The following is a 16,073-nucleotide window of genomic DNA, read 5'->3' on the forward strand; positions in this document are numbered from 1 at the left end:
ATGGAAAACATAGGAGGTGAAGTTGATGGATGGAAGTACTTTTTATTTTATAGCTTGGATAGGGTGGATTGTCGTAACCTTTTTTATGAAAAAGGACCCTATTCGGTGGAAGTTAGGCGCTTGTATATTGATTTTTATAATTTGCTCTCCGTTACATGTAACGATTGCCTCATTCATGGTATCAGTAAATGCTCTTTTACTTTGTATTATTTCTTTTATAGGGATCACGCTATATTCTGTTTGGAAAAAATTATATAGCTTACTTTCGGCACTTATTATTGCAATGTTATATACAAGTTTTCATCTGTTAGAGATATATGATCCGATTTGGATTGTGGTGGATAGAGTGTTTCTGCTAAGTAGTGCTCTTGTGTATGCATCGGTGTTATTGCATGGGGATCGCATATTACGATTATGTTCCCTATATGTAGGGATGTTACAAGGAGAGTTGCTAGTGACATTTATTTTTCGGAAATTGAATTTTCCATATGATTACGGTAGTTTAGCATTTTTTGATATCGTCGCCGTTTCTACATTATTCATGGCAGTATTGTTTTGGATTGCAAAAGCATCAGTATACATGGAACAGTTTAAGAGAAAAACACGTAAAAGAAAGGCGAGGGTAATACATGACTGAATATACACCAGCCATTTTATGCGGCGTAATAGCGGGTACAGTTACAAGGTTGTTAATGCTTCGGACGGATACGCGGCAATATCCGACGAGGCTGCATGGGAAAATTATTCATATTGCAATGGGGTTAATTGCAGCAGCTTTAGGAGCGATTGCAATCCCGTCTATTTTGAAAAAAGATTTTTCTGCCATTACATTTCTTACGTTAGCAGCAACACAATTTCGTGATGTACGTAATATGGAAAGAAATACGCTTCAACAATTAGATGGATATGAGCTCGTACCGCGTGGAAATACATATATTGAAGGAATTGCATTGGTTTTTGAAAGTCGCAACTATTTGGCGATGTTAACGTCGTTTGCAACGACGTTTGCGTATATAGGATTCCGTTCATGGATTGCTGGAGTAATTATGGCTATAATCGCATTTTTTATTGCGAAAAAATTAATGTCTGGAAAAAGGCTACATGATCTTGTTGAAATTGAGCACGTTCCGCTTCGTTTTGAAGGGGCAGGACTGTATATTGATAATATTTATATTATGAATATTGGATTGCCGGCGAGGCAAGAAGAGATTATGAAATATGGCATGGGGTTTATTTTAAAACCGAAATCAATTGATGCGATGGTTACAATCTCAAATTTAGGGCAACGACAAGCTATTTTACACGATGTTTCGGTGGCGTTAGGGATTTATAGAGATTCTGGTACACCAGCGCTTGTACCGTTAGCAAAGCGTGATTTAGAGGATGGCAGGGTTGGAATCTTTGTCTTACCGCAAGATCAAGATGCAGAGAAAGCGATAAGTGTCATAGGAAATGTACCAACGTTAGAAAGTGCTGTCCATATGTCATCGGAAGCCCCGAAAGGAAGGGGAGATAAGAGATGATGTTAGAAAGCGTTATCCTGGCAGTTATTACAACAGCGCCAGAAAAATTTGCAGGTGGTGCTCCTTTATTTGTTTGTGAGTCGATGGAGGAACTAGAATTTGTTGCAAATAATTTAGAGGCAATTTTAGATGGTATTGCGCATCGCTTACAAGAGAATGTATATATTATTGTGAAACATTAGGAACGTGTGTTATAATGTGAGGTGTTTTGATACGTTGAGAAATATTCTGGAATGCAAATCCCTTCTTGCACAAAGAAGGGTTTTTTACATAATAAACAGAAGCAAGTTGAAAGGATGAAAGTATATGCCGAAACCAGTAATAGCAATAGTAGGCCGCCCGAACGTAGGAAAATCTACTATTTTCAATAGAATAGTTGGAGAAAGAGTTTCAATCGTAGAAGATATCCCAGGTATAACTCGAGACCGTATTTATAGTGCGGGAGAATGGTTAAATCATGAGTTTAACATTATTGATACAGGTGGAATTGATATTGGAGACGAGCCGTTCTTGACACAAATTCGTCAACAGGCGGAAGTTGCGATTGATGAAGCAGATGTTATCATTTTTATGACGAATGGTCGCGATGGTGTAACTGCAGCGGATGAAGAAGTTGCTAAAATTTTGTATCGTTCTAAAAAACCAATTGTACTTGCGGTAAATAAAGTTGATAATCCAGAAATGCGTAGTGATATTTATGATTTTTATTCATTAGGATTTGGCGAGCCATTCCCGATTTCAGGTACACACGGTTTAGGGCTTGGTGATTTGTTAGATGAAGCTGCAAATCATTTTCCAAAGATTGAAGAAGAGGCGTATGACGATGAAACAATCCGTTTCTCTTTAATTGGACGTCCAAATGTAGGGAAATCATCGCTTGTAAATGCACTTCTTGGTCAAGAACGTGTAATTGTAAGTAATATCGCAGGAACGACGCGTGATGCTGTCGATACACCATATAGTAAAGATGATCAAGATTATGTAATCATTGATACAGCTGGTATGCGTAAAAAAGGAAAAGTATATGAAAGTACAGAAAAGTATAGTGTACTTCGTGCACTTAGAGCAATTGAACGTTCTGACGTTGTTTTAGTTGTTTTAGACGGAGAAGAAGGAATTATTGAGCAAGATAAAAAAATCGCTGGATATGCTCATGATTCAGGACGAGCTGTTATTATCGTTGTAAACAAATGGGATGCAGTGAAAAAAGATGAAAAAACAATGAAAGCATTTGAAGAAAATATCCGTGCTCATTTCCAATTCTTGGATTATGCGCCGATTGTATTCTTATCTGCAAAAACGAAAAAACGTACACAAACGTTATTACCGGTTATCAATGAGGTAAATGAAAGCCATAGCATCCGTGTACAAACAAACGTATTAAACGATGTAATTATGGATGCGGTAGCGATGAATCCAACACCGACTCATAATGGTAGCCGTCTGAAAATCTTCTATGCGACACAGGTTGCGGTAAAACCACCGACATTTGTTGTGTTTGTAAACGATACAGAATTAATGCACTTTTCATATGAGCGCTTCTTAAAGAATCGTTTACGTGAAGCGTTCGGTTTTGTAGGAACGCCGATTCACATTATCGCTCGAGCAAGAGACTAATGGAGAGGATGTGATTTTATGACAAAAATCACAGTAGTAGGAGCAGGTAGCTGGGGAACAGCGTTAGCGATGGTATTAGCTGACAATGGACATGATGTACGTATTTGGGGAAATCGCTCAGAACTTATGGATGAAATGAATACGAAACATGAGAATAGTCGATATCTTCCAGGCATTACATTGCCAAGCACAATCGTAGCCTACTCTTCTTTAGAAGAAGCATTAGTAGATGTAAATACAGTACTGCTAGTAGTACCGACGAAAGCGTACAGAGATGTATTACAAGAGATGAAAGAAATTGTTACAGAACCGATTACTTGGATTCATGCGAGTAAAGGGATTGAACCTGGTACGTCAAAACGTATTTCGGAAGTGATCGAGGAAGAAATTCCAGAGAACTTAATTAAAGATGTTGTTGTATTGTCTGGACCGAGTCATGCTGAAGAAGTTGGTTTACGACAAGCGACAACAGTTACGTCTGCAGCAAAGCGTATGGAAGCGGCTGAGGAAGTACAAGATTTATTTATGAATAGTTATTTCCGTGTATACACAAATCCAGATATCGTTGGAGTTGAACTTGGTGGTGCGTTAAAAAATATTATCGCATTAGCTGCTGGTATAACTGATGGTCTTGGATTAGGTGATAATGCAAAAGCGGCATTAATGACACGTGGTTTAACAGAGATTGCTCGTTTAGGAAGAAAAATGGGCGGGAATCCGTTAACGTTTGCTGGTCTAACTGGTATGGGAGACTTAATTGTAACTTGTACAAGTGTTCATAGTCGAAATTGGCGTGCTGGAAATATGCTTGGAAAAGGATACTCTTTAGAAGAAGTGTTAGAAAGCATGGGTATGGTTGTGGAAGGTGTAAGAACAACGAAAGCTGCTCATGAATTGGCAGAGAAAATGGAAGTTGAAATGCCGATTACAGCTGCTTTATATGACGTGCTGTTCAATGGAAATAACGTAAAAGATGCGGTAGGCTCATTGATGGGACGTGTTCGAAAACATGAAGTGGAAGCTATACCTGACTTACTGTAAAGAAAAGCGACAGAAGTACATTCGTACTTCTGTCGCTTTTTATTTTATGGGTCTTTTCACCATTTTTTTATTTTTGCATAGGATGAAGAGTAACTTGAGGAGAGGGTGAAAAGAATGGATAATAACATTTTTAATAATATTGAGAAGGAAGCGAAAGTAAATAAAGAGGATATTTTTAAATTAGCATCATCCGTGCAAAATGCGAATTTACGTGATGAAACTGTACTTCGTCAATTAATTCATCAAGTGGCTCTTATGGCGGGACGTGAAGTGCCGAAAGAGCAAGAGGATCAAATTGTAAAAGCGATTATTAATAATAATATGCCAGCAGATTTTGGCTCGTTAAGCAAAATGTTTAAAAAATAAATTATGAGAAACAAAGAGTTTGTAGATTGCATATGATAGCCATGAAAGAATGGGAATAGAGCTGTTTTTGGGCATATTTGGTCAACCGAAGCGAGAGATACAATCGCTTCGGTTTTATTTTTATCTAGATTGGTGGAAAATACTGAAAAACCTATTGATTAAAGTTACATATTCGTAATTTGTAGTAAAATGTTCTTTTTGTATTTGTTTAAAGATTTTAATTTGTTAAAATAGTATAAAAATAGATTAATAAAAAGGGGTGTGTATATGTCAGAAGGGCTTATGAAAATGTGGCTGGCTTTAGGGGCAATTGGATTTATGTTTTTTGCAGTAAGCTTTATTTTATTAAGTAGACATAAAATAAAGAATAAATTCTTGAAAGGGATTACAGCGTTAGTAGCGTACACCCTTATGGTTGTGTCAGGAATTGTTATTTTTCTTGTTGTATTTAGTGGACCTGTACAGCAGTAAATGGAATGGTCTCGAAAATACTACATACGGAGCAAGTTATATTAGTATGAAAAGGTGATGCTAGTGAAAAAAGTCCATATTATTTTAATATTTTGTTGTATGAGCCTTTTAACGGGGTGTCTGTATCCGAAAGAAAATATGAAGCAAAATGCGGTTCCTTATGAAGATCAGCTGCAGGTTGTTCAAAAAGCTGTTGTGACATTTAAGGAGCAAAATGATGGGATATTGCCAATTAAGACGAGGGATATGAGTACACCTATTTATCAAAAGTATCCAATCGATTTTCAACAGATTGCCCCGCGTTACATACAAGAAGCGCCAGGAAATGCATATGAAAGTGGAGGAGTATATCAATACGTATTAATAGACGTTGAAACAAATCCAACAGTAAAGTTAATTGATGTTAGGATGGCTGAACAAATTCAGGAATTATCTTTAAAGCTTAGGATGTATCGTGATGAACATCAATATCCACCTTTTAAAAAAGTAATTTCAGATGGTGTATATGAATTGGATTTCAAAAAACTAGGATATAAAGATGTGCCACAAGTGACAAGTCCATATTCTGGTAAAGGGCTTCCTTTTGTAATTAATGAAAAAGGAGAAGTTTTTGTTGATTATAGAATCGACTTATATGACGCTTTGAAAAAAAATGAAGGGCAGTTTACGGAGGGAGAAGATATTCGAAATATACTTTCGAAAGGTTCCCCGTTTGTACCAGCTTATTCTTTACCGTACACAGTAAAGGACGGAGAACCAATTTTTTTAAAATCATAAGTCATGAACCTTTCTTTTAGTGAATAAGTTCTAGAAGAAAGGTTTTTTATGTTATACAACTTACGATGCAAACAAAAGATATTTTTTAATAGTCATATGAAATTGGACAAAATTATATGATATATTGTCCGAACTTCTAGAATACCATTATATTATATCAGATATTATAGGCAACGTTAGAGAAGGTATTAGTTGACTATAAACGCGGAATTATTCCCAAAAATTTTGAGGGAGGGAATCACTTGGAAAAGGTAGATATTTTTAAAGATATTGCAGAACGAACAGGCGGTGATATTTATTTTGGAGTTGTAGGAGCTGTTCGAACAGGGAAATCAACATTCATTAAAAAATTTATGGAACTTGTAGTTATTCCAAATATTGAGAATGAGTCTGACCGTCAAAGAGCGCAGGATGAATTGCCTCAAAGTGCTGCTGGTCGTACAATTATGACGACGGAACCGAAGTTTGTTCCAAACCAAGCGGTTTCTATCGAAGTAGATGAAGGACTTGAAGTGAATATTCGATTAGTAGATTGTGTTGGATATACGGTTCCAGGAGCGAAGGGCTATGAAGATGAGAATGGCCCGCGCATGATTAATACCCCTTGGTATGAAGAACCTATTCCATTCCATGAAGCTGCAGAAATCGGCACGCGTAAAGTAATTCAAGAACATTCAACAATTGGTGTTGTAATTACAACAGATGGAACAATTGGTGAAATTCCAAGAAGAGATTATATAGAGGCAGAAGAACGCGTTGTAAATGAATTGAAAGAAGTAGGAAAACCTTTCATTATGATAATTAATACGGTACAGCCGTATCATCCAGATACAGAGCAATTACGCCAAAGTTTATCAGAAGAATATGATATCCCGGTTATTGCAATGAGTGTGGAGAGTTTAAGAGAAACAGATGTATATAATGTACTTCGTGAAGCGCTATTTGAATTCCCTGTATTAGAAGTGAATGTGAACCTTCCAAGCTGGGTAATGGTGCTAAATGAAGGGCATTGGTTGCGTCAAAGTTATCAAGAAGCAGTTCAAGAAACTGTGAAGGATATAAAACGTCTTCGTGATGTGGATCGCGTTGTTTGGCAGTTTAGTCAATATGAATTTATTGATCGAGCGAGCTTAGCTGGCATTGATATGGGGCAAGGTGTGGCGGAGATTGATTTATATGCGCCAGATGAATTATATGATCAGATTTTAAAAGAAGTAGTAGGGGTAGAAATTCGAGGGAAAGATCATTTATTGAAGCTTATGCTCGATTTATCTCATGCGAAAACAGAATACGACCAAGTCGCAGACGCACTGCGTATGGTTAAGCAAACAGGATATGGTGTAGCAGCGCCTGCGCTAGCAGATATGAGCTTAGATGAGCCAGAAATTATTCGTCACGGTTCAAGGTTTGGTGTGAAGTTAAAAGCGGTAGCGCCATCCATTCATATGATTAAAGTAGATGTAGAGTCAACGTTTGAACCGATCATTGGTACTGAAAAGCAAAGTGAAGAATTAGTTCGTTATTTAATGCAAGATTTTGAAGATGACCCGTTATCAATTTGGAATTCTGATATATTTGGACGTTCGCTTAGCTCGATTGTTCGAGAAGGAATTCAGGCGAAATTATCCTTAATGCCAGAAAACGCTAGATATAAATTAAAAGAAACGCTAGAAAGAATTATTAATGAAGGATCTGGCGGATTAATTGCGATTATACTATAAGAAAAATCCCTCTCATTGTAGAGGGATTTTTTGTTTTTTTTGATTATAAAATAGAAAAATAAACAGTCATTATCTAATACATTGTTGTAAATTGTCAAGTTTCATCAGATTTTCACATTTTCACAGTAACAATTTCCTTAAAAATATTGAATTATAAAGGAGAATCGTATAATATAGGCGTTGATAATGATTTATCTACATCTTTGTAGTATAGAATTTGTAAAAATTGCCTACAAATGAAAGTAAGACTCATTTTATGATCATTATACAGTCTTATCTTTGGGAGGAGGTGAATGGCATGAACAAGACAGATTTAATCAATGCTGTTGCAGAAGCAAGTTCCCTTTCTAAAAAGGACGCAACAAAAGCAGTAGACGCTGTTTTTGATTCTATCTTAGAAGCTTTAAAACAAGGTGATAAAGTACAACTGATCGGATTCGGTAACTTCGAAGTTCGTGAGCGTGCGGCTCGTAAAGGTCGTAACCCACAAACAGGTGAGGAGATTGAAATCGCTGCAAGTAAAGTACCTGCATTCAAACCTGGTAAAGCGTTAAAAGATGCGGTTAAATAATCCTTACATATTAACAGGGAAGAAGAGTTTCCTTTTTGGGAACTCTTCTTTTTGCTTTTAAAAACATAAATATGCTAGAATGTGTTCGTATCACTTTTAGGTTTTCGGGAGGGCTAGCGGATGGCAAAAGTTAATTTAGAACAAATTGAACATGCAGTACGCCTTATTTTAGAGGCGATTGGGGATGATCCAAATCGTGAGGGAGTACTTGATACACCAAAACGTGTTGCAAAAATGTACGCAGAAGTGTTCTCAGGTATGCATGAAGATCCGAAAGAGCATTTGCATAAAGTATTCGGAGAAGATCACGAAGAGCTTGTACTAGTAAAAGATATACCATTTTATTCGATGTGTGAGCATCATTTAGTTCCATTCTATGGAGTTGCTCACGTTGCATATATTCCGCAAGGTGGAAAGGTGACAGGGTTAAGTAAATTAGCTCGTACTGTAGATACAATTGCACGTCGTCCACAACTGCAAGAACGTATTACATCAACAGTAGCGAACTCTATTATGGAAGTACTAGAGCCTCATGGTGTAATGGTAGTAGTAGAAGCAGAACATATGTGTATGACGATGCGTGGTGTGAAAAAACCAGGTGCGAAAACAGTAACGACAGCAGTGCGTGGTGTGCTTGAAAATGATGCTGCAGCGCGCAGTGAAATTTTATCGTTTATTAAAACGAAGTAAAGAAAAGCGGGAAACTGCTTTTCTTTTTTTTTTTTAGTAAATAAATGATATAGTTTTAGCTAGACAGAGTGAGATTAGAAAAATTGCTTACATGAATGGTAGGTGTAGCCAAGTTTTGGTTATAGAAAATAGAGTGTATGTGTTATAATAAGTTTTATGAATTAGAAAACAAGGGTGATTTTTTGTGTGTGACATCTACGGAGGGTATGCGGGTATAAAAGAGAAATTGATGGAGAAATTACGCCATCCTTATTTTATAAACTATATTGAAGAACCATTTATTGATGAAGAAAAGATAGCATTGTTATATGGTGCTTTAAAGAGTGCAAACTTACATATAGAACAAATTGAGCATTACGTAGTAACGATTATGCTTGTACAAATTGCGCTTGATACGCATGAAAAGGTATCAAATAAAGCAGGCGAGGAAGCGATTGAATCGCATAAATGTCGTCAATTAACAGTACTTGCAGGCGATTACTATAGTGGACTATATTATTATTTATTGTCTATGAATCGTGATATTGTTTTAATTCGTGCACTTGCTGAAGGAATTAAAGAGATAAATGAACACAAAATTATGTTATACCAAAAAGCGCATGAAACGACGGATGACATAATGAAAAGCGTAGTAACGATTGAGTCTGCACTCCTTCAAAAAACATGTGATCATTTTCATTTATCACATTGGAAGCCATTTATCACATACGTATTAGGTGGAAATCGCCTTCAAAAAGAAATTCAATTGTATGCTGATAAACAACATTCACCTGTTTTTCAAGCGATGCAAGATGCTTTAGGGGATAAAGCAGAAGTAGTGATTAATAGTTGGATGATGGAATTGAGAAAGAAAGAAAAACAATTTTTAGAAAATCACATAGACATTAATGAAATAAATTCTGTGTTAAGGGATAAATAGAAGACATAAGCAATTTTACATTGGAAGAAGGTACGAGCATGCAACAATCAAAAGAAGAAAGAGTACATGACGTATTTGAAAAGATTTCTGATAAATACGATGTGATGAATTCTGTAATTAGTTTTCAAAGACATAAAGCGTGGCGTAAAGAAACGATGCGAATTATGGATGTACAACCAGGCAGTCAAGCGCTTGATGTATGCTGTGGAACCGCAGATTGGACAATTGCACTAGCTGAAGCGGTAGGTGAACAAGGAAAGGCTGTTGGCTTAGACTTCAGTGAAAATATGTTATCTGTCGGTAAGCAAAAGGTAGAGGCATTACAATTAAAACAAGTAGAACTTCTACATGGGAATGCAATGGAACTTCCGTTTGAAGATAATACGTTTGATTATGTAACGATTGGGTTTGGTTTACGTAACGTACCGGATTATATGCACGTATTAAAAGAAATGACGCGTGTAGTAAAACCAGGTGGAAAAGTAATCTGTTTAGAAACATCTCAACCAACAATGATTGGTTTTCGACAAGGGTATATTTTATACTTTAAATATATCATGCCGTTATTTGGAAAGATGTTTGCGAAAAGTTATAAAGAATATTCATGGCTTCAAGAATCTGCTAGTACGTTCCCAGGGATGAAAGAACTGGCTCAAATGTTTGAGCAAGCTGGACTTGAACGTGTGCAAGTGAAACCATTTACTTTTGGGGTAGCAGCGATGCATTTAGGTATTAAACCAGAATCAAAATAGAAAAAAGAAGTTTTAGGTTAAGGTGAACAATATGAAGTTACAACTTATGTACTCTTTTTTACGATCGGATATTAATGTAATAGAAAAAGAATTAAAAAAGACAGTCGCTTCTGAACAGCCATTAGTAGAAGAGGCAGCATTACAGCTTATTGAAGCTGGTGGGAAGCGAATTCGTCCTGTATTTGTGTTGCTTGCAGGGAAATTTGGAGATTATAAGTTAGATGCAATTAAGCATGTTGCTGTTGCGTTAGAACTTATTCATATGGCTTCTCTTGTTCACGATGATGTTATTGATGCTGCATTTTTACGACGCGGCAGTGCGACTGTGAATGCAAAATGGGGAGATCGTATTGCGATGTATACAGGGGACTATCTGTTCGCTAAGTCTCTTGAATGTATAACAAACATCGAAATCCCAGAGGCGCATCAAGCGTTATCACATACTATTTTAGAAGTCTGTAAAGGTGAAATTGAACAAATTAAAGATAAATACAATTATGACCAGAATTTAAGAACGTATTTAAGAAGAATAAAGCGAAAAACAGCATTATTAATTGCCGCGAGTTGTCAATTGGGAGCGATTGCTGCTGGTGCTAATCGTGATACGGTAAATCGTTTATTTTGGTATGGGTATTTTGTAGGAATGTCTTATCAAATTATTGATGACATTTTAGACTTCGTTTCCACAGAAGAGAAACTTGGAAAACCTGCTGGCGGAGATTTACTACAAGGGAATATTACACTTCCTGCTTTATATGCGATGGAAGATCCAGCACTTCGTCAGAAAATCATATCTGTACACGAAAATACAACAGCAAGTGAAATGCAAGAAATTATTGATGCTGTAAAAAATAGTACAGCAATTGATCAAGCATTTGCGTTTAGTGAACGTTATTTACATAAAGCTTTAGAAATAATAAAACCACTCCCACGTGGACAAGCAAAGTACGCATTACAAAATGTTGCAAAGTATATTGGAAAACGAAAATTTTAATGTTTATTCTAAAAAATAAAATAATCTCTCTATTTCAAAACTATTGCACAATTGTGATAAGGGTGATAATATGTGTGTGGGGATATACAATTACATACATAATTCAGAAGTGGAGAGATTTTTTATGGAAAAAACATTTCTAATGGTAAAACCAGATGGTGTACAACGTGCCTTCATTGGGGAAATTCTAGCTCGTTTTGAGAAAAAAGGCTTTCAATTAGTTGGTGCAAAATTAATGCAAGTCACTCCGGAAATTGCTGGACAACACTACGCTGAGCATAAGGAAAAACCTTTCTTTGGTGAGTTAGTAGACTTTATTACATCTGGACCTGTATTCGCAATGGTATGGCAAGGTGAAGGTGTAGTAGATACAGCGCGTAACATGATGGGGAAAACAAGACCACATGAAGCAGCTCCTGGAACAATTCGTGGAGATTTCGGTGTAACTGTTGCGAAAAATATTATTCATGGTTCTGATTCTTTAGAAAGCGCAGAGCGCGAGATTGCTATTTTCTTTAAAGAAGAAGAATTAGTTGACTACTCAAAATTAATGAATGAATGGATTTACTAATTATTTTGAAATAATTTGTAAACGCTTTAATCACTGTGATAATAGTAAAAAGTGCAAGGAGAATAGGGGTATTCTTCTTGCGCTTTTTTTATTTTCAATTAGTTACGAAGTTTGAGCTGTTATGATATATTGATATTTAAATTAGGCCTATCGGAAATATAGAATAAGAAAATGGTCGATTTATGATATAATTTCTTTAATATTTTTAGAATGATAAAAGTTAATATAGTGAGATAAATACATATACGAAAAGAGGAATAACGTATGCGATATATTACAGCTGGTGAATCTCATGGTCCGCAACTTACAACGATTATAGAAGGTGTTCCAGCAGGATTGTCTTTAGTAGCGGATGATATAAACGAAGAGTTAGCTAGAAGACAAAAGGGATATGGGCGTGGTAGACGCATGCAAATTGAAACGGATCAAGTGCAAATTTTAAGTGGTGTTAGACATGGAGAAACATTAGGTTCCCCTATTGCACTCGTTGTTGAAAATCGTGATTTTGCACATTGGACAAAAGTTATGGGTGCAGAACCTTTAACGGAACAAGAAGAAAAAGAGATGAAAAGGAAAGTGACAAAACCAAGGCCTGGGCATGCTGATTTAAATGGTGCAATTAAATATGGTCATAGAGATATGAGAAATGTACTGGAACGTTCCTCAGCGCGTGAAACGACGGTGCGTGTTGCTGCTGGTGCGGTTGCTAAAAAGGTGTTAGCAGAACTTGGTATTAAATTGGCGGGCCATGTAATTGAAATTGGCGGTGTACAAGCTAAGGAGGTTACGTATAGTTCAATTGAAGACTTAAAGAGTATTACAGAAGCATCACCTGTACGTTGCTTAGATGAAGAAGCTGGTAACCAAATGATGAAAGCAATTGATGGTGCGAAAGCAAATGGTGATTCAATCGGTGGAATCGTTGAAGTAATTGTGGAAGGAATGCCAATTGGAGTAGGTAGCTACGTGCATTATGATCGAAAACTGGATGCGAAATTAGCAACTGCAATTATGAGTATTAATGCTTTTAAAGGTGTCGAGATTGGAATTGGTTTTGAAGCAGCACATAGACCGGGAAGTGAAGTTCATGATGAAATTCTGTGGAATGAGGAGCATGGATATACACGAAGAACAAATAATGCAGGTGGATTAGAAGGCGGTATGACGACTGGAATGCCAATTGTTGTGCGAGGTGTGATGAAACCGATACCTACACTTTATAAACCTCTTCAAAGTGTAGATATTGATACGAAAGAGCCTTTTACAGCGAGCATTGAACGTTCAGATAGTTGTGCAGTGCCAGCAGCTAGTGTCGTTGCAGAAGCAGTTGTGGCTTGGGAATTAGCGACAGCTTTAATAGAACAATTCGGATTAGATCGTATGGAACTAATTCGTGAAAATATCGAGAAACATAATGAATATGCGAGGGGATTTTAATGGGAAACATACATATTCAAACGAAATCAAAAGAATATGATGTACATGTTGGTAAAGAAGCGTTGTCACACTTAACAACGATCGTTCAAAGTATGCAGCCCGCGGTATCTAACGTAATGATCATTTCAGATGAAGCTGTTGCATCACTGCATTTACAGACAGTTATCGATGCATTACAAGTAGAGCAGGACGTGTTTTCGTTTGTTGTACCAAGTGGCGAAAAAGAGAAGTCTTTCGAAAATTTCTATGCAGCTCATACGTCAGCTCTTGAAAATAAATTAGATAGAAATTCTTTAATTCTTGCACTTGGAGGCGGAATGATTGGAGATTTAGCTGGTTTTGTTGCTGCGTCGTTTATGCGTGGTATTCGCTTTGTGCAGGTTCCGACGACTTTATTAGCGCACGATAGCGCAGTGGGTGGGAAAGTAGCGATTAATCATCCGTTAGGTAAAAATATGATTGGTGCATTCCATCAGCCAGAAGCAGTAGTATATCATACACCGTTTTTACAGTCTCTTCCTGAAAAAGAGTGGCGTTCAGGTTATGCAGAGGTGATAAAGCATGCTCTTATTGGTGATGTGGAGCTATATCATTGGTTAAAAGAAGAAGTGCAAACATTAGCGGATCTTCGTGATGAGAAGTTAATCCATATATTAACGAAGGCGATTCCTGTAAAGGCAAATGTTGTATCACAAGATGAAAAAGAGAAGGGTGTACGTGCCCATTTGAACTTTGGACATACGTTAGGACATGCTCTTGAAAAAGAGCTAGGGTATGGAAATATTACTCACGGTGACGGCGTAGCGGTGGGAATGTTATTCGCCATATTTTTAAGTGAGCAAGTGTACAAGGTTGATCTTGCTTATGAAGATATGAAGCAGTGGTTCTTGAAATACGGCTATCCAAAAATGCCAAGAGATTTGAATGTAGAGCGCCTTGTTAAATTGATGAAACAAGATAAGAAAGCAAATGCAGGAGCAATTCATATGGTGCTTATGCAGGAATATGGGGTAGTGAATGTCGTATCTATTTCAGATGAGACTGTTCATATTGCGTTAGAGGCATTTCAAAAAGATATGGTTTAAAATGATAGCGAAGTGCTGTGAAGTGCTCATTTAGAGGTATTCTCGTAATAGTGACGGTAATGATAAGCGATTATAGTAAGGGATTATAACCGTATTGTAATTGAATAAAATGACTGGGGGAAGAAAAATGAGAGTGAAAGAGCAATTGTTAACTTTGAGAGCATATGTACCTGGGAAAAATATTGAAGAAGTAAAAAGGGAATATGGGTTATCAAAAATTGTGAAATTAGCATCGAACGAAAATCCATTCGGTTGCTCAGCACGCGTAACAGAAGCATTAACTTCTTTAGCGAGTCAATACGCTCTTTATCCAGATGGATATGCATTTGAACTTCGGACAAAAGTAGCAGAGCAGTTAGGTGTCAAAGCAGAACAACTGTTATTTGGTAGTGGATTAGATGAAGTCATTCAAATGATTAGCCGTGCATTACTACACGAAGGAACAAATATTGTAATGGCGAATCCAACATTCTCGCAATACCATCACCATGCTGTTATTGAAGGAGCAGAAGTTCGTGAAGTACCACTAAAAGATGGCATTCATGATTTAGATGCGATGTTACAGCAAGTGGATGATAAAACGAAAATTGTATGGATTTGTAATCCGAATAATCCGACAGGTACATATGTTGAAAAACAAAAATTACTTTCATTTTTAGAATCAGTTCCTAAGTCGGCTCTCGTTATTATGGACGAAGCATATTATGAATACGCGGAAGCAGAAGACTATCCGCAAACATTACCACTTCTTGAAAAATATGAAAATCTTATGGTTTTACGCACGTTTTCAAAAGCATATGGTTTAGCTGCTTTTCGTATCGGATATGCGATTGGGGATGCGAAGTTAATCGGACAGCTAGAAGTAGCGAGGTTACCATTCAATACATCAACTGTAGCGCAATCTGTAGCACTCGCTGCATTAGAAGATCAAGCCTTTTTACAAGATTGTGTGCAAAAGAATGCTGAAGGTCTAAATCAGTATTATGCATTTTGTAAAGAATATAGCGTATTCTATTATCCATCTCAAACAAATTTCATTTTCTTAAAACTTGGTATACCAGGTAATGAAGCTTTCGAACGATTAATGAAAAAAGGATATATCGTTCGTTCAGGTGCTGCATTTGGTATCGATGATGGTATTCGTATTACTGTCGGTTTGAAAGAAGAAAATGATGAAATTATAGAGTTGCTGAAAGAGCTTGTAAATGAGAAAGTACAGAAAGAAGAAACATATTCTTAAGAGATTGTGAAGGCTCCTATTATAGGAGCCTTTTTTATCGTATTAAAAATAAAGGTTGAAGACTAGTAATTAAGTTGTTCTGTAAATCACGGTTTGTATGGCTTGATAATTAGTGAGAGAAGTTATTTGCACGGTCATAAAAGAAAGCGGTACAATAGAAGATGATAAGGTATCGGTGTCATATCCGAACCTTTTGAACAATTAACTACTCTGTAAGAAGAAGTATAAGAAGAAGTATAAGAAGAAGCATGCTCATTCTAAAGGTTGCGTTCTAACAGTGAGTTGCTTATGATAAATG

At 36.7% G+C, this 16,073-nt stretch carries 18 protein-coding genes; all 18 read left to right on the forward strand.

Translation table 11 applies throughout. The features are described 5' to 3' along the window. Positions 1-25 precede the first annotated feature (25 nt). The 18 genes from JFU02_RS27005 (at position 26) to hisC (ending at position 15,775) form a co-directional block, all read left to right on the forward strand. Positions 26-637, forward strand: a complete 612-nt coding sequence (locus tag JFU02_RS27005) for a YphA family membrane protein (protein WP_000349094.1) — start codon at positions 26-28, stop codon at positions 635-637. After that, positions 630-1,523 (forward strand): YIEGIA family protein, encoded by an 894-nt coding sequence (locus JFU02_RS27010; protein WP_000141589.1) that lies wholly within the window; start codon positions 630-632, stop codon positions 1,521-1,523. Before JFU02_RS27005 ends, JFU02_RS27010 begins: the two co-directional genes overlap by 8 nt. After that, a complete protein-coding gene (locus tag JFU02_RS27015; RefSeq protein WP_000979048.1) occupies positions 1,520-1,705 on the forward strand; it encodes a capping complex subunit for YIEGIA in 186 nt (61 codons plus the stop codon). The genes JFU02_RS27010 and JFU02_RS27015 overlap by 4 nt, the downstream gene beginning before the upstream one ends. Before the next feature lie 124 nt (positions 1,706-1,829). After that, on the forward strand, positions 1,830-3,140 hold the full coding sequence (gene der, locus JFU02_RS27020) for a ribosome biogenesis GTPase Der (protein ID WP_001125890.1): 1,311 nt from the start codon (positions 1,830-1,832) through the stop codon (positions 3,138-3,140). Between the two features lie 18 nt (positions 3,141-3,158). Next, entirely contained in the window at positions 3,159-4,181 is a 1,023-nt protein-coding gene (locus tag JFU02_RS27025; protein ID WP_000161784.1) for an NAD(P)H-dependent glycerol-3-phosphate dehydrogenase, read from the forward strand. A 114-nt stretch (positions 4,182-4,295) separates the two neighbouring features. Beyond that, a complete protein-coding gene (locus JFU02_RS27030; RefSeq protein ID WP_000369753.1) occupies positions 4,296-4,547 on the forward strand; it encodes a stage VI sporulation protein F in 252 nt (83 codons plus the stop codon). 267 nt (positions 4,548-4,814) lie between these two features. Further along, positions 4,815-5,018 (forward strand): DUF2768 domain-containing protein, encoded by a 204-nt coding sequence (locus JFU02_RS27035; RefSeq protein ID WP_001289005.1) that lies wholly within the window; start codon positions 4,815-4,817, stop codon positions 5,016-5,018. Positions 5,019-5,081: 63 nt separating this feature from the next. Next, on the forward strand, positions 5,082-5,795 hold the full coding sequence (locus JFU02_RS27040) for a hypothetical protein (RefSeq protein WP_000755479.1): 714 nt from the start codon (positions 5,082-5,084) through the stop codon (positions 5,793-5,795). 242 nt (positions 5,796-6,037) lie between these two features. Further along, the gene (gene spoIVA, locus JFU02_RS27045) at positions 6,038-7,516 is read left to right on the forward strand and encodes a stage IV sporulation protein A (RefSeq protein WP_000416521.1); all 1,479 of its coding nucleotides are present in this window, start codon (positions 6,038-6,040) and stop codon (positions 7,514-7,516) included. Positions 7,517-7,814: 298 nt separating this feature from the next. Next, complete coding sequence (locus JFU02_RS27050) at positions 7,815-8,087, forward strand: HU family DNA-binding protein (protein ID WP_001043860.1); 273 nt, start codon at positions 7,815-7,817, stop codon at positions 8,085-8,087. A 120-nt stretch (positions 8,088-8,207) separates the two neighbouring features. Continuing rightward, a complete protein-coding gene (folE, locus tag JFU02_RS27055; RefSeq protein ID WP_001151482.1) occupies positions 8,208-8,777 on the forward strand; it encodes a GTP cyclohydrolase I FolE in 570 nt (189 codons plus the stop codon). A gap of 184 nt (positions 8,778-8,961) precedes the next feature. Beyond that, positions 8,962-9,696: a heptaprenyl diphosphate synthase component 1 gene (locus tag JFU02_RS27060; protein ID WP_000332840.1), complete on the forward strand. Its 735-nt coding sequence runs from the start codon at positions 8,962-8,964 to the stop codon at positions 9,694-9,696. Between the two features lie 38 nt (positions 9,697-9,734). Further along, the gene (gene menG / locus JFU02_RS27065) at positions 9,735-10,448 is read left to right on the forward strand and encodes a 2-heptaprenyl-1,4-naphthoquinone methyltransferase (RefSeq protein ID WP_001187672.1); all 714 of its coding nucleotides are present in this window, start codon (positions 9,735-9,737) and stop codon (positions 10,446-10,448) included. A 31-nt stretch (positions 10,449-10,479) separates the two neighbouring features. Then, positions 10,480-11,442, forward strand: a complete 963-nt coding sequence (gene hepT / locus JFU02_RS27070; RefSeq protein WP_000776072.1) for a heptaprenyl diphosphate synthase component II — start codon at positions 10,480-10,482, stop codon at positions 11,440-11,442. A gap of 124 nt (positions 11,443-11,566) precedes the next feature. Beyond that, positions 11,567-12,013 carry a nucleoside-diphosphate kinase gene (gene ndk / locus JFU02_RS27075; protein ID WP_000415878.1) on the forward strand — a complete coding sequence of 149 codons (447 nt, stop codon included), beginning with the start codon at positions 11,567-11,569 and terminating at the stop codon, positions 12,011-12,013. A 264-nt stretch (positions 12,014-12,277) separates the two neighbouring features. Beyond that, complete coding sequence (aroC, locus tag JFU02_RS27080) at positions 12,278-13,450, forward strand: chorismate synthase (RefSeq protein ID WP_061666887.1); 1,173 nt, start codon at positions 12,278-12,280, stop codon at positions 13,448-13,450. Further along, entirely contained in the window at positions 13,450-14,535 is a 1,086-nt protein-coding gene (gene aroB, locus JFU02_RS27085) for a 3-dehydroquinate synthase (RefSeq protein ID WP_000526807.1), read from the forward strand. Before aroC ends, aroB begins: the two co-directional genes overlap by 1 nt. A 127-nt stretch (positions 14,536-14,662) precedes the next feature. Beyond that, complete coding sequence (hisC, locus tag JFU02_RS27090) at positions 14,663-15,775, forward strand: histidinol-phosphate transaminase (RefSeq protein ID WP_086405875.1); 1,113 nt, start codon at positions 14,663-14,665, stop codon at positions 15,773-15,775. The last annotated feature ends 298 nt before the right edge of the window (positions 15,776-16,073 follow it).

It is taken from the genome of Bacillus sp. TH13, assembly GCF_016651175.1.
GTDB classification, from domain to species: Bacteria; Bacillota; Bacilli; order Bacillales; family Bacillaceae_G; genus Bacillus_A; species Bacillus_A thuringiensis_S.

Excerpts from the sequence above, each read along its gene's own strand:
- JFU02_RS27005 (WP_000349094.1), top strand. The coding sequence starts at position 26 with ATGGATGGAAGTACTTTTTATTTTATAGCTTGGATAGGGTGGATTGTC.
- JFU02_RS27010 (WP_000141589.1), top strand. The coding sequence starts at position 630 with ATGACTGAATATACACCAGCCATTTTATGCGGCGTAATAGCGGGTACA.
- JFU02_RS27015 (WP_000979048.1), top strand. The coding sequence starts at position 1,520 with ATGATGTTAGAAAGCGTTATCCTGGCAGTTATTACAACAGCGCCAGAA.
- der (WP_001125890.1), top strand. The coding sequence starts at position 1,830 with ATGCCGAAACCAGTAATAGCAATAGTAGGCCGCCCGAACGTAGGAAAA.
- JFU02_RS27025 (WP_000161784.1), top strand. The coding sequence starts at position 3,159 with ATGACAAAAATCACAGTAGTAGGAGCAGGTAGCTGGGGAACAGCGTTA.
- JFU02_RS27030 (WP_000369753.1), top strand. The coding sequence starts at position 4,296 with ATGGATAATAACATTTTTAATAATATTGAGAAGGAAGCGAAAGTAAAT.
- JFU02_RS27035 (WP_001289005.1), top strand. The coding sequence starts at position 4,815 with ATGTCAGAAGGGCTTATGAAAATGTGGCTGGCTTTAGGGGCAATTGGA.
- JFU02_RS27050 (WP_001043860.1), top strand. The coding sequence starts at position 7,815 with ATGAACAAGACAGATTTAATCAATGCTGTTGCAGAAGCAAGTTCCCTT.
- folE (WP_001151482.1), top strand. The coding sequence starts at position 8,208 with ATGGCAAAAGTTAATTTAGAACAAATTGAACATGCAGTACGCCTTATT.
- menG (WP_001187672.1), top strand. The coding sequence starts at position 9,735 with ATGCAACAATCAAAAGAAGAAAGAGTACATGACGTATTTGAAAAGATT.
- hepT (WP_000776072.1), top strand. The coding sequence starts at position 10,480 with ATGAAGTTACAACTTATGTACTCTTTTTTACGATCGGATATTAATGTA.
- ndk (WP_000415878.1), top strand. The coding sequence starts at position 11,567 with ATGGAAAAAACATTTCTAATGGTAAAACCAGATGGTGTACAACGTGCC.
- aroC (WP_061666887.1), top strand. The coding sequence starts at position 12,278 with ATGCGATATATTACAGCTGGTGAATCTCATGGTCCGCAACTTACAACG.
- aroB (WP_000526807.1), top strand. The coding sequence starts at position 13,450 with ATGGGAAACATACATATTCAAACGAAATCAAAAGAATATGATGTACAT.
- hisC (WP_086405875.1), top strand. The coding sequence starts at position 14,663 with ATGAGAGTGAAAGAGCAATTGTTAACTTTGAGAGCATATGTACCTGGG.